The following is a 13,322-nucleotide window of genomic DNA, read 5'->3' as shown; positions in this document are numbered from 1 at the left end:
GCCTAGGCCGCCTTCTGCTTTGCCTCTTCCGCACGCGCGGGGACGGGGAGTTTGCCGCCTTGTTTTTTGGCGCGCGCTTCGCCCTTGGCGATTTCCTTCATTAGCTGGCGGACATAATGCGGGAAGTCGAGCTGCATTGTGTGGCGGGCGGAATTATAGAAATTGCCGGTGTAAAGCGCCTCGTCGGCTTTCGTCATGCGCCACATTTCTTCTTCCGATGGCAGCGCATACTTGCCCGCCAGATATTTCGCGACGAGCTTCGATTGCTGTTCGGCGAAATTGACGAGGGTAGGCAGCGCCTGGGCGAGCCCCATGAAGAAGAGGTTCGGCACGCCGGGGCGCATCATGCGTTTGAACAGCGAGACGTGATTGTTCTCGACCTTGACCGCCTCGTCTTTCAGGAACGGGAAGCTCACATTATAGCCCGTCGCATAAATGATGACGTCCACATCTTCCACCGAGCCGTCGGTGAAGCGCACTTGGCGCCCGAGTTTCGCTTCGATATTCGGCTTGATCTCGATATCGCCGGAGCCGAGGCGGATCGCAAATTCGCTTGAGACGGTGGGATGCGCATCGAGCGGGCGGTGGTCGGGCTGCGGCATGCCGAGGCGGGTCTGATCGCCGATGATTTTTTTCACTGCGTACCGCCCCAGGGCCTTTTGCAGTTTGAGCGGCATCCAGGCGGGCGCGGAGGCTTTATCGAGCGGCTCGCCCTTGTGATATTTCGGGATGACATAGACCCCGCGCCGGGCCGCCATCATCAGCCGTTTGGCGATGGGCTTTTGCGACAGCTCGCAGGCGACATCCATGGCCGAGTTGCCCATGCCGACGACGACGATGTTCTTACCGCGCATGTCGATGGGATCGAACGGATCGCAATAGGCGTGCACATGCATTTCATCGCCCTCGAAGGCGCCCAGAAACTCCGGCATGCGCGGGTCCCAATGATGACCGTTCGCCACGACCAGCGCGTCGTAAAGTTTCGTTTCGCCGGTCGAGAGCGTCACCGCCCAGAGCCCGTCGCCGGTGCGTTTGGCTTCCGTCACTTCGGTGTTGAAGGTGATGTGAGGGCGGAGGCCAAAATGTGCGACATAGTCTTTGAAATATTGCTGCAGCTGGGCGTGGTGCGGAAAATCCGGAAAGTCTTCCGGGATCGGGAAATCCTCGAAGGCAAGGCGCCATTTCGAGGTGTCGATATGCAGGCTCTCATAGCAGGCGGAGGCGCCGTTCGGGTTCTTGTAATACCAGTTGCCGCCGATATCGTCCGACATCTCATAACAGTCGAAGGGTATGCCGTAATCCTTCAGCCGTTTGGCGGTGGTAAAGCCGGAGCAGCCGGCCCCCACGATGCAGACTTTCGGCAGGCGCGTGTTCTCAGGCTGTGCGTTCATCTCTCTCCCCTTCCGCCGCCCCGCTTCTGCGGCGGGATTGGCGTGACCTATCGGTTATTTTGTCCCAAGTTTGAGGGAGAGGGGGCACATGTCAATGGCGCGGGCCGGTGGGGGCGGGCGTGTCTGCCGAAGCGCCCGGTTCCCCTGCGGCAAGGAAAAGCCGGATCGCTTCAATGATGCGGTCCCATTCGCCGAGCGCCTTTAGATCGCCTGCCGCGGCGAATTCAGCCGCGCGCAGCATGGCAATGGTTTCGGCATCCTCGCCATATTGGGCGATGAGGGCGCGGGCGGCAGCGTCTATCTGCGGGTCTTTACTCATAACGCGCTCTCATAATGCTCTTTCATGGGGCGATTTCCGTTCCGTCGAAGGCAAAGCAGCGCCCGCTTTCGCCGGGCCCCTTCTCGTCGATCACTTTCAAAAGGTGGCGGGCGGTTTCCTCCGGGCTTTGCACTTGCCCCTCTGGCAAGCCCCGCTGGAAGGGCGCTGAAAGGTCCGTGTCGACGGTGCCCGGATGCAGCGCAAGGGTTAGGGCCTCTTCGTTCTTGCGCGCCAGTTCGATGGCGAAAGTGCGGATCAGCATGTTAAGCGCGGCTTTCGAGGCGCGGTAGGCATGCCAGCCGCCCAGCTTGTTATCCGAGATCGAGCCGATGCGGGCCGACAGCGCGGCAAAGCAGGATTTGCGCCCGCGCGCGAGCAGCGGCAGCGTGTGTTTGGCGATGAGCGCGGGGGCGAGCGTGTTGACGCGCAGCACTTCTTCCATGGCGCCCGCCTCGATCTGCCGCCAGCTTTTTTCCGGGCGGACATCGTCGCCGTGCAAAATGCCCGAGGCGACAAGCACGAGATGGAGCGGGCCTTCCGCGCGCATTAGCGCTGCGCCGTCGGCGATCATTTCCTCGCGGCGGATATCCGTGGCGATGGCGGTCAGTTTTTCATGGGCGGGAAAATGGCTGCGCCTGGAAAAGGCAAAGACGCGCTCGACCGCGGGGTCGGCGAGCAGCGCCTCGCGCAGCGCCGTGCCGATGCCCCCGCTTGCCCCGTAAAGGGCAACGGAAAGGCCGGTGCCGAAACTGGCAAGCTGCGTTTTCCTCATGATCCTGATACGCGGGCGCGGCGCCCTTGGATCGCTTTCTATCCTTCAGGTTTTTCCGTGCTTCCTGCGGCACCTTGACCTCTGTCAATGTGCGCGCGGCTCCCTTAGCCTAAGAAGAATACCGGCCCAGCGTGATCACCAGTGCGGTGAAGCGGCGGGCCGATAGAGGGGAAGCAAGATGTTCCATTCCATTGCCCGGATACTGGCCGTGCTGGCGCTTTTCGCGCATGTGGCAGGGGGCTTTGTGCATGGGGCGGCCACGGCGCAGGCCGCGTTCATCCCGTCTTCTCTTTCCTCTTCTGGCGGCCTTCCTCAAACAGCCGGGGATGCCCAAACAGGGAATGCCAAGATCGAGGCCCTTCTCGCCGATCTTCTCATTCTCTGCTCGCCCTCCCAAAGCGGCGAGAATGGCAAAAGCGGGCACGTGCCGGCCAAACTTTCCGACTGCGCCTTTTGCGCCCATGGCTCGCAAGGGGCCTGCGGCGGATGCTGTCTGCCCGGCGGGGCCTTTCTCGGCGCCGTGCTGCGTTTCGAGCCGCCGCTTGAAACCGCGCTTCTGACCGGCGGCGTCTCCCCTGCCGTTACCCATCCGCGCGGGCCCCCTCTCTCCGTCTGACATTTGCGTTGACTTGAATTGGCTACGGCCTGCCGGCATGCGCGCGCATGCCGGGCCGTTTGTTTTTGCTTCCGCCGCTTTTCACAAAGCGCAGCGGGAGAGGGGATGAGAGATAAATGATTTTTGAAAAGAAGAGGCCGGGGGCAAAACCCGGCGCCCGTTTCGCTGCGCTTTTTGGCGCTGCCTTTGCTGCCTTCGGCAGCGCGCCGCTGCAAGCCGACCCGATGCACGGGGTGGATGTCTACCGCGCCGATGGCCACGCGCCGATGGGGGTGATGGGCGATCACATGCATAAGACGGGCGAGTTCATGATGTCCTTCCGGCAAATGCATATGGAGATGGAGGGTAACCGCAGCGGCACGTCTTCGATAAGCGCGGAAGAAATCGTCACCTCCGTGCCCAATGTGCATTTCGGCAAACCCATGCAGCCGCCGACATTGCGCGTCGTGCCGCAGGACATGTCGATGGACATGTATATGGCAGGCTTCATGTATGCGCCGAGCGACTGGCTGACGCTGACCGCCATGGGCATGTTTCTGGAGAAAGAGATGGAGGCGCTCACCTTCCAGGGCATGGCGGGCACCGCGCGGCTTGGCACTTTCACCACGCGCTCCTCCGGCTTCGGCGATACGAAAGTAGCGGGGCTTCTTCGCCTTGATCACAGCGAGACGTGGCAGGTGCATCTCAATCTCGGCCTCAGCCTGCCCACGGGGTCCATCACGGAAGAAGACGATGTGCTCACTCCGATGAACACGCGCCCCGTCATGCGTCTTCCTTACGGGATGCAGCTGGGCTCGGGCACGTTCGATCTTGAGCCCGGAATTACCTATACCGACCGGCAGGGCGATTTTTCCTGGGGCGGGCAGGCGCGCGCCACGCTGCGGCTCGGCAGCAATGATGAAGGCTATACATTCGGCGATATCGGCCGGCTGACGGGCTGGGCGGCCTATCAATGGGCACCCTGGATTTCCACCTCGCTGCGCGCGCTGGGGGAAGTGGAAGGCTCGATCGACGGGCAGGACGCGCGGATTGCCGGGCCGACACAAGCCGCCGATCCCGCCAATTACGGCGGCAAGCGGATCATGCTTTCTGCGGGCGTGAATTTGATCGGCCAAAGCGATACGCTGGACGGGGCGCTTGCCAGTCACCGGCTCGGCATCGAATTCGGCCTGCCGGCCTATCAGGACCTGAACGGCCCGCAAATGGAGCGGGATTGGACGCTGACCATCGGTTGGCAGAAATCTTTTTAAGGAACTCTTATGCGTTACATGATTTCAAGTTTCCTGCTCGCCCTCACTCTCGCCTTTCCAATGGCAGGCGCCCATGCGGCGGCGGAAGCGCCGGAAACTAAAAAAGAAGCCGAAGCGCAAGCCGAAGCCCCGGCTTCTCCTTTCATGATCGAAAAGGCGGTGCTGCGCCCGACCATCGGCCCGGTGCGCCGGAGCGCGGGCTATTTCACGCTGCACAATCATGGGGAGGCGGACCGTCTGATCGGCGCTGAACTTGAAGGGGCGGGCAATGTCGAGCTGCACACCCATATCAAGGAAGGCGAGGTGATGAAGATGCGCCGCATCGAAAGCGCCGAGGTGCCGGCCAACGGTATGTTGATCTTCAAGCACCGCGCCCATCACCTGATGATTTTTGATCTTGAAGGCCCGCTCGAAGAAGGCATGTCCGTAGATGGCGCGCTGATTTTCGAAAAGGCGGGCCGCGTGCCCGTTACTTTCTCCGTCATGACGCCCGGTCTGTCTGGCGGTACGCAGAAAGGCGATGGCATGAAACATCACGGCAGCGGGCACTGATTTTTTTGGGAAGCTCGCGGCTGAATGAAAAGCCGCTGCCCTCAGGGGCGGCGGCTTTTTTCTTTATGTGCGGAGTATGGGCGATACCACCCCATGCTTTCCTTCCGGTGGGTGTCGTGAAATAGTCGGGGAAATCACTGTTTCATGGAGGGGGCATGATCTTTTCCCGCGTAAAACGCCGGCGGGGCTTCTTTCTGGTTCTTGCACTGCCCTTGCTGATCGGAGGCTGCGATAGACCGGATGTCGGAGTGGTTTGGCTTCAGGCCACGCTCTTGACCTTGATCGGCGGAGGGAACTTGTACATGCCCTCTGATCTAACGGATCTCTGCGAGAGTGATCTGCAAGGCTTTGTGAATCCCGTGTCTGGCGTTAAGGGATACGCAATCCTTCCAGATGCCGACGCATTGTCTCTGCCCGACGCCGCAGCGGGAAAGTATCAGACCGTTCCCGCAGGGTGTTTCCCATGTTTCAAAGAGCTAGTTCACGATCAATATGATTACGTAGAGAGCTACTATGGTGCCAAAGACGGCCCGACATATTCCGAATATGGCAGCCGCGGCATGGTGACGGGGCTGTATCGTTACACACTCGAGGCACGAAATGATCAAACAGCTAACTGCGCGGAATTTGATGACTGGGTCTGGCGGGTTTGGAGAGCGGAAGCTTCGCTGGCTCAAGGAAGTTACGTTTCCGCTTCCGATCTCTCGCGATTCGGCCGCGAGTATAGAGAATACAAATCGCTTCTCGGTGATCGGTGTGTCGTTAAGAAGCGAGTAGAGCGTCTCTCTGCACCATATGTCTATGAAACCAGAAAAGACGTCATTAAGCCGGCGACTTGGTTTTTGGTTGATGGAAACATCGTTCGGTACAGAAGCTGGGTTTATGAACGTGAAGCGGAGAATCCGGTCGCCATCTCCGAGACCTTTTCTCTGAGAGTGGAAACGAGTAGTGGGATATCGGAAATTTTTACCGCTTGCTCGTCCGAGCGCTTACCTCCGATCAATACTATTCTGCAGCCCAGGGAAGATTGAACTCGGTGCCGGGAGTGATTTGCGTCCACTTCCCAAATTCGTTCAAAGCTGCTCGATCCAGGTGCGGATCAGGGCGACGCCTTCTTCGTGGATGAGGCTGCGGCCAAGCTCGGGCATCATGATGCCGGGATCGGCGGAATTCATGCGGTAGTGAAGGATCGAGGCCTCCGGGTCTCCCGGCACAATGTCGAAAGCAAGCCCGCCCGAGCCGCGCCCGGCGGCGACGGGTCTTTTATGGACACCCCATCTGGCCGGATCTTGTTCCTGCCAGGTGAGAAAGAGGCCGGAGGTTTTCGCGGGCCCGTCTTCCTTGTGGCAATGGGCGCAGTTCACATCGAGATAGGCACGGGCGCGCACGGCAAGCGTGCCGCTTTCTGGGTCCGACCAGTCCGGCACGCGCGGCCAGGCGCCGGGCCCGCCGTCGGGAAGGCCCGTCAGGATGCCCGCCTCCTGCCAGGTACTCAGCTGATTGGCCGGGCCGCTTTCATACGAAAAATCGTGATTGAGATTGCGCGCCTTGGGGCCGATGGGCTCCAGCGTCTTGCCGGAGACATGACAGCCCTTGCATTGATTGACATTGGGCACGGCGTAGCGTGCGGTGAGGATGCGTCCGTCCGGCCGTGGCACCGGAATTTCCATCCGCGCACCGGCCACTTTGAGCACGGCCTCGCTCTGCGCTTCGTTCCAGACATAAGGATAGGCGTGCCAGCCGTCTTCTCCATGAATGAGAAGGCGGGTTTCGATGAGCCGCAGCCCGTGGGCGGCGGCTGCGCTCTCGTCCTTATAGGCAAAGGTTTTGACGAGAACGCTGCCGACGGGGAAAGAAAAAATATCTTCGCCGTCATATGAGGCGACTTTGCCCTCCGGCACGAAGACGAAGCGGCGTTTTTCCGCATAATCGGAGAAAAGCGGCGTGATGAGATCGTATGGCAGAACGCCTTTCGCCGGGCGCTGCGCGCCGCCGTCTTCAAACAATCCGTAGGCGGAAAGCGTGGCGGCGGGGCGCTTACTCAGCACCGCCTCCATATTGACGGCGCCCGCGGGCAGCGCCCCTCCCGCCCAAAGGGCAAGGCCCAAGAGAATATGCGCGGCGCGTTTCATGTTTACTCTACCTGCTTTTGCCCGGTCTCTTATTCTGCCTCTTATTGCGTCTCTTGCGGCTGTGTGACGGGCGCCAGTGTGACGGGCGTAAGCGTTGCAGGTCCACCCGCATGATCCGGCAATTCCCGCTTCGTGCTGTGGAACCAGTTTGCCGCATACCACATCGTGGCATCGACATTGGCGAAGTCCACTTGGCCGCCTTCATCCGTTGCCGTGTTCTCGCCGATGTAAATGCCATTGCCGGCCTCCGGGCCGAAGAAATAATCGCCCCATGGCATGCGCCCGTCCCAGATGATATCGGGAATAGGCGTGCCGGTGATCTGCGCGATCAATTCGCCGATCTCGTTATCGGGCGTCGTGCCGCCTTCGCCGATGCGGTTGCCATGCACATGAATGCCCTGCGGGAAGGGGAAATAGTTTTCATCTTCATAATCGTTTGGATAGGCGACGATGAGCACATTGGTGGTGCCGTTATCGGCGATCTCGTTACCGAAAACCTCCACGTTCCGGTTCGCCATCACCATGATGCCGGTGCCTGTCGGCACTTCGCCGACAATATTGCCTTCGGGCGCGAAATTGCCGGTGTCGTTATTGACGACGCGGTTATCGAAGACGCGGATGGAATGGCCGCCCTGTTGCGGCAGGCCCGGCAGATCGAAAATCAGAATGCCGCCGGTATTGTGCTCGGCTGTATTGCCGAAGACATCGGCGTAATAGGAGTTTTCGATTTCGATGCCCGCGACATTGAAGGCCGCGCGGCTGTTCTTCACGATGATGTGCTGCGACTGGCCGACATAGATTCCGGCATCGGAGGCGCCGATGGCTGTGCAATTGTCGATCAGCACATTTTTGGAGGAGACGGGATAAAGACCGTAGGCGCCGTTCGTTTCCTTCGGCCCGTCCGTCCATTCGGTGCGCAGGCGGCGCATGGTGATGCCGTCCGCGCCCATGACTTTGATCGCATCGCCTTTTGCGTCTTCAATCGCGAAATCTTCCAGCGTCACGCCGCTCGATGTGACCATCAGCCCTTCGCTGCCCGCTTCCTGGTTTTTGAAGGAAAGGATCGTCTTTTCCGGTCCTGCGCCTTTCAGCGTGACATTGTCGATATCGAGAGAGAGCCCGTCGGTCAGCGCGAAAGTGCCTTCGGGAAGCAGCAGCGTGTCGCCGGGCTCGGCCAGAATGAGCGCGGTTTGCAGGCTTTCCTGGGCGCTCATCTCTGTGCCCGAGAGATCGAGCGCGTGGGTGGCGGCCTCGGCACCTGCAGAGAAAGCGGCAAGGGTCAGGCTGAGCGCGGCGAGGCCGGCAAACAGTTTCATTTTCAGGCGCGGCATCATGGGCGGTCCTCCAGCTTCCGGCCCTGTATAGCGGCCGCTTTCCGAAACTTATTCATGTTTTGGCTTATCTTTTGCCGTGTATGGCTGGACGTCAATCAAAATATGAAGGATATTCACTTTGGGATGTTGCCTCACCCGTTTTCCGTTTCCGCAGGAGTTTGTGTCCATGCGTCAGCCGACACAGAAACGCGCCCGGGAGCGGGTCCGGCAGATGCTGGCGGCGGCGCGCGCGCTTTTGGAAGAAGAAGGGCTTGATTCGGTCACCACCACGCGGGTGGCGGAGCGGGCGGGCGTGCCGGTGGGCTCGGTCTATCAATATTTCGACGACGCGGGCGATCTTCTTGCTGCATTGCACAGTGAGGTGACGGGCCGCATTACCGCTCGATGCTTTGCCCGGCTTGGCGCGCTGCCGGCTTCCGCCTCCTGGCAGCGCATCCTGCGGGAGGTGCTGGAGACTTATTGGCAGGGGCTCGAAGAAGAGGCGGCGCTGCGCCCGCTTTTCAGTCACTTCATCCGCACACATCCCTATGGGCCGCAGATCACGCAGCCGGAAAGTCAGCTTGGCCGGCTCTTCGACGAAGCGCTGGTGCGGGCGGGCCTGCGCTTACCCGCAGCGCGGGCGGAGGCGATCAAAATCACCTTTCTTTCAATGCTCTCTATACTGACGGATACGGGCCTTCTTGCCGATGATGCCGCCCGCCGCAAAGCGCTCAGAGCCGAGGCGCTGCGGGTGGCCGAGCTTTATCTCGACGATACGTTTTCGGCATGATTTGGCGGGGATGTTCCCGGCGGGATTCCGCGCCGCGGCGCCGTTTCAGCGTTTTTGCAGGTGCGAAGAAAGTGGCGTTCCGCTAAGAAAGATTTGGTCTACCTTTCTTTAAATTAGGACAAATTATTCTTTCGCGGAACTGTGTCAATTCTGCAATAACGGGACTCGAAGTCCGGCAGCTTTGTTTAAAAACCGAGCATCCTTGTTGACTTCTTAGGGCTTTTCCGGTGGGGTAGCGTTTGAGGGATGCTGACTGGTCGAGGGTAATCATGTCTACGAGGGGGCATAGATAACCGCCATATTTTCCGGCCATCGTCAGTGCGTTAAATGCATCGAGGATTGAGGAGGATCGCACTCAATGACAACAAGAAATCTGCGTTTATTGCTTACGGTTTGTTCACTTACTGCCGTCGGGGCGTTTGGCGGCGGAGTTAGCCAAGCTGCCGAGTTTGAACTCGGAGAAGCCAATCTTGCCATCGATACGGTCGGTTCGGTTGGTTTCGGTGTGCGCGTTCACGATCAGGACTGTACGTTTATTAGTGAGCCCAATGGCGGGTGTTCGTCAAATGGCGCTTTTTTTGGAATAAACGATGACGACGGCAACGTCAATTTCGAGCGTGGCGATTTCATCAATGCTACGGCGAAAATCACGACTGATTTTGACTTGCGATGGCGCAATTATGGCGCCTTCGTTCGCGCAAGTGCCTTCTATGATTATATCGGCGCAGAAAAAGCGGGACAAAATTCAACTCGATTTGGTCGCCGTCCACTGAATGATAGCCTTCGCGGTTCGAGCCCAGAAAGCCGTGCGGGGCGAGATTTCAAACTGCTTGATGCGTTCGTTTACGGCAATTTTAATGTGGGCAATAATCTGCCGCTTAATGTGCGTGTTGGTAACCAAGTGATCAATTGGGGGGAAAGCCTTTTCATTCAGGGCGGTATCAATTCTAACCTGTCCTTTGACGTAACGGCGCTTCGCACGCCAGGGGCGGAATTGAAAGAAGCCGTGTTGCCGCAGCCTGCGTTTTATGCTGGCCTTGGGTTGCCTGCTAACTTTAACTTAGCTGCGTATTATGTTTGGGATTACAAGCGCACTAAAATTGATACGGTGGGCACCTATTTCTCTGGTTCAGATGGGGCTGGTGAAGAGGGTGCATACATTATGAACGGGGTGGAATTTGCCGAATCCATTTTGACTCCGTTTGGTCCCCTTACTCCCCAACAGGCCGATGCCCAAGGTTTTCTGGTTCCGCGGACTGCCGGAACTGAAGCTGGTGATCAGGGGCAATGGGGGGTGAAGCTGGGGTATTATGCAGAGTGGCTAAACCAGGGCACTGATCTGGGTTTCTATTTCCAGAATTTCCACAACAAACTTCCGATCGGCACATTTACGGCAAGTCAGGTTCCGGGTTCTCCAAACTGGGGGCAGACATGCTTAGGAATTGTTGGAAATGGGGGGGCGCCTGCAAGCACATGCATCAATAATGAAGCGGTAGTTGGCGGAATTTTGTTGAATGGCGCGGCCTTTAAAGAATACCGCAACACTTACATCGAAGACATTGAGATGTGGGGCGCAAGCTTTAATACGTCGATAGATCTTCTGGGCGGAACCGCGCTTGCCGGCGAAATCGCCTATTCTTCGAATATGCCTTTCCAGATTAATGATGTTGAAGTTAATGCTAACGATCTCGATCGTTCGCTTGCAGGACAGGCGGCGGCATTTGTTGGTGCAACGCCCGGAGCGACGATTAACGATTTGGTTACGTTCTTAGGTACACAAAACGCAACTCCTTTGTTGACACAATGGAGTTCGCTTACCAATTCCGGTGAAATCCCAGGTTTCAAGCGGGCGAATGTGGTTACAGGCCAAATTCACACGCTTAGCACACTCACTGCATCTGAGCCGATTGTGGATTTTTCGGGAGCGGATTTGATGGTGTTGCTGGCAAATGTCGGGTTCCAGTATCTACCAGATCAGTCCGATGACAATGAGCGTTTCTCTATTCCGCGTTCTGGTGCCGGCCATGCGAATCCTCTTGTTTCCAATTTTTTGGGGCAAGGGTTAGACGGCCACTATGCCACCTCTACGTCTTGGGGTTACCGGCTTGTGGGAGCATTAGATTACAATAATGCGTTCGGCATTCCGTGGACCGTCACGCCGTCGATCCAATTTGCGCATGATGTGAGCGGTTTCTCAGCGGGGCCAGTTGGCCCAGGCTTTGTCGAAGGCAGGAAGACAGTTTCCTTAGGAGTCTCTGCCAGTTATCAGAACTCTTGGCGGGCGGAAATCCGGTATACGAATAGTTTTGGTAACAAGTTTAATAACTATTCCTATGATAAGGACTTCGCAACCTTCAACGTTTCTTATGCGTTCTAATCCTTAACGGATTCATACGACGGGTCGCTGGACGACCGGTTTAGAAGTACTTTTTAAAGCCTGGCGGGAAACCGCCGGGCTTTTGGTTTATCGGTACCGTTCAGAATCTTTCGCTCTTCTTGTCATGCCACAGCTCCGTGGGTTAATACTTTCTGATCTGCTCCTGACCGGAGCCCCAACTGACCTGAGCCCCCTGTCCGATTTCCTAGGACCACCTCAGTCAGTAGCCGTCAAACATAACAGTCCCAAACGTTCTGTATGTTATCTTTGTTTCAGTCAACTTGTCCTACTCGTTCTAATCATAGTAGGATGTGACTTAGCGGGGCCCGGCGGGAAACTGCCGGGCCCTTTGCTATGCAAAGAGGGGCCTGGTTTCACAGGCACATGTGGAGGGAACAAACCGTGACGCGTAAGACAAGTGTTTCGGTGCCGGCGCTTTTGGCCGGTACTTTTTTTGTGAGTGCCCTATCGATGGGCGGCGCGCTGGCCAAGGTGCCGGACGCGCAAGTGGGCCGCCTCGGCGGCGATCTGACGCCGGTTGGCGCCGAAAAGGCGGGCAATGGCGGGGATATCCCGGCCTGGACCGGCGGCCTGACCGGTGTGCCTGACAGCGTGAAAGGCGAATATTCCGCCGATAAGCTGCTGCCGAACCCGTTCAAGGGCGATGCCGTCAAAGTGGAAATCAGCCAGGGGAATATGGGCCAGTTCGAGGGCCAGCTCACCGATGGCTATAAGGCGCTGCTTGAGACCTATCCGTCCTATAAGATGAAGGTCTATCAGACCCGCCGTTCCTGCGCGTATCCGGAATTCGTCTATGAAGCGACGAAGCGCAATGCCCAGGTCGCCGAGCTGACGCCGGGCGGCAATGGTGTGTCCGAGGGGATCATGGGCTTTCCCTTCCCGATCCCCAACAACGCGCTGGAAGTGATCTGGAACCACACGCTGCGTTACCGCGCCTTCAAACTGACGCGCGAGTTCACCGCGGCCCCGGTCACCCGTTCGGGCGAATATGAGCTGCAGACCGTGCAGGATGAAGCCATTCTGCAATGGTCGGACCCGAGCAAAAAACGCGCGGAAGAGCTGAACAATATCTCGCTCTACTACATCGCCAACACCGTGGCGCCCGCCCGCTCCGCCGGCAGCGTGATCCTGGTGCACGAAACGCTGAACCGTGCCCTTGAAGACCGCAAAGCCTGGCAATATTCGCCGGGTACCCGCCGTGTGCGCCGCGCGCCGAACATTGCCTATGACAACCCGGGCACCAACTCCGACGGCCTGTCCACTTCGGACAGCTTCGACGGCTATAACGGCGCGCCGGACCGCTATGACTGGACCGTTCTCGGCAAGTCCGCGAAATTCGTTGCGGCCAATGCCTATGACGCTTCGCTTGCGTCCTATGCCGATTACCTCAAGCCCCTGCACCTCAATCAGGACCATGTCCGTTATGAGCTGCACCGGGTATGGAGCATCGAGGCCAACCTGAAAAGCGGCACCCGCCACGTCTATTCGCGCCGTGTGACTCACCTCGATGAGGACAGCTGGACCATTACGGGTGCGGAACTTTATGACGGCCGCGGCGAGCTCTGGCGCGTTCAGGAGCTGCATGGCCGCCAGGATTACGGCGAGCCGCTCTGCAACAAAGGCGCGGAAATCGTCTATGACCTGCAGGCTGGCCGCTACCTCGCCCTTGCCATGCAGAACGAAGGCCAGCCCATTAACTATGGGGCTGATGAGCTGGATGTGAACCGGTATACGCCGGCCGCTATCCGCCAGCTTGGCGTTCGCTGATAAAAGCAGTATGATGCCTCGG

12 protein-coding genes are annotated in these 13,322 nt (G+C 58.3%); 7 read left to right on the top strand and 5 right to left on the bottom strand.

The window, feature by feature from the left end; translation table 11 throughout:
• Positions 1 to 2: 2 nt before the first annotated feature.
• The 3 genes from M2A_RS00320 to M2A_RS00310 form a co-directional block, all read right to left on the bottom strand.
• A complete protein-coding gene (locus tag M2A_RS00320; RefSeq protein ID WP_045441605.1) occupies positions 3 to 1,391 on the bottom strand; it encodes a flavin-containing monooxygenase in 1,389 nt (462 codons plus the stop codon).
• A 91-nt stretch (positions 1,392 to 1,482) separates the two neighbouring features.
• Complete coding sequence (locus M2A_RS00315) at positions 1,483 to 1,710, bottom strand: hypothetical protein (protein ID WP_045441602.1); 228 nt, start codon at positions 1,708 to 1,710, stop codon at positions 1,483 to 1,485.
• 22 nt (positions 1,711 to 1,732) lie between these two features.
• The gene (locus M2A_RS00310; protein ID WP_045441599.1) at positions 1,733 to 2,482 is read right to left on the bottom strand and encodes an SDR family NAD(P)-dependent oxidoreductase; all 750 of its coding nucleotides are present in this window, start codon (positions 2,480 to 2,482) and stop codon (positions 1,733 to 1,735) included.
• A 178-nt stretch (positions 2,483 to 2,660) separates the two neighbouring features.
• Here M2A_RS00310 and M2A_RS00305 point away from each other — a divergent pair, with 178 nt between their 5' ends.
• From M2A_RS00305 to M2A_RS00290, 4 genes are all read left to right on the top strand, one after another.
• Positions 2,661 to 3,098: a hypothetical protein gene (locus M2A_RS00305; protein ID WP_045441597.1), complete on the top strand. Its 438-nt coding sequence runs from the start codon at positions 2,661 to 2,663 to the stop codon at positions 3,096 to 3,098.
• A 116-nt stretch (positions 3,099 to 3,214) separates the two neighbouring features.
• Positions 3,215 to 4,348: a transporter gene (locus tag M2A_RS00300; RefSeq protein WP_052379073.1), complete on the top strand. Its 1,134-nt coding sequence runs from the start codon at positions 3,215 to 3,217 to the stop codon at positions 4,346 to 4,348.
• 9 nt (positions 4,349 to 4,357) lie between these two features.
• On the top strand, positions 4,358 to 4,900 hold the full coding sequence (locus M2A_RS00295) for a copper chaperone PCu(A)C (protein ID WP_052379072.1): 543 nt from the start codon (positions 4,358 to 4,360) through the stop codon (positions 4,898 to 4,900).
• A 155-nt stretch (positions 4,901 to 5,055) separates the two neighbouring features.
• Positions 5,056 to 5,931: a hypothetical protein gene (locus M2A_RS00290; protein WP_045441595.1), complete on the top strand. Its 876-nt coding sequence runs from the start codon at positions 5,056 to 5,058 to the stop codon at positions 5,929 to 5,931.
• 42 nt (positions 5,932 to 5,973) lie between these two features.
• Here the strand turns inward: M2A_RS00290 and M2A_RS00285 are convergent, their stop codons facing one another.
• Positions 5,974 to 7,032 (bottom strand): SO2930 family diheme c-type cytochrome, encoded by a 1,059-nt coding sequence (locus M2A_RS00285; protein ID WP_045441592.1) that lies wholly within the window; start codon positions 7,030 to 7,032, stop codon positions 5,974 to 5,976.
• Positions 7,033 to 7,073: 41 nt separating this feature from the next.
• Positions 7,074 to 8,366 carry a parallel beta-helix domain-containing protein gene (locus M2A_RS00280; protein ID WP_052379071.1) on the bottom strand — a complete coding sequence of 431 codons (1,293 nt, stop codon included), beginning with the start codon at positions 8,364 to 8,366 and terminating at the stop codon, positions 7,074 to 7,076.
• Between the two features lie 166 nt (positions 8,367 to 8,532).
• Between M2A_RS00280 and M2A_RS16985 the strand changes: the two genes are divergently transcribed.
• The 3 genes from M2A_RS16985 to M2A_RS00260 all read left to right on the top strand — a co-directional run bounded on the left by M2A_RS16985 (position 8,533) and on the right by M2A_RS00260 (position 13,300).
• Positions 8,533 to 9,135, top strand: coding sequence for a TetR/AcrR family transcriptional regulator (locus tag M2A_RS16985; protein WP_081875261.1), 603 nt, complete (start codon positions 8,533 to 8,535; stop codon positions 9,133 to 9,135).
• Positions 9,136 to 9,493: 358 nt separating this feature from the next.
• A complete protein-coding gene (locus M2A_RS00265; protein WP_081875260.1) occupies positions 9,494 to 11,512 on the top strand; it encodes a DUF1302 domain-containing protein in 2,019 nt (672 codons plus the stop codon).
• 402 nt (positions 11,513 to 11,914) lie between these two features.
• Positions 11,915 to 13,300, top strand: a complete 1,386-nt coding sequence (locus tag M2A_RS00260) for a DUF1329 domain-containing protein (RefSeq protein WP_197052798.1) — start codon at positions 11,915 to 11,917, stop codon at positions 13,298 to 13,300.
• Positions 13,301 to 13,322 lie beyond the last annotated feature (22 nt).

Origin of the sequence: Tepidicaulis marinus (assembly GCF_000739695.1) — a bacterium.
Classification (GTDB): Bacteria; Pseudomonadota; Alphaproteobacteria; order Parvibaculales; family Parvibaculaceae; genus Tepidicaulis; species Tepidicaulis marinus.
This window is presented reverse-complemented; position numbering and strand designations above follow the sequence as displayed.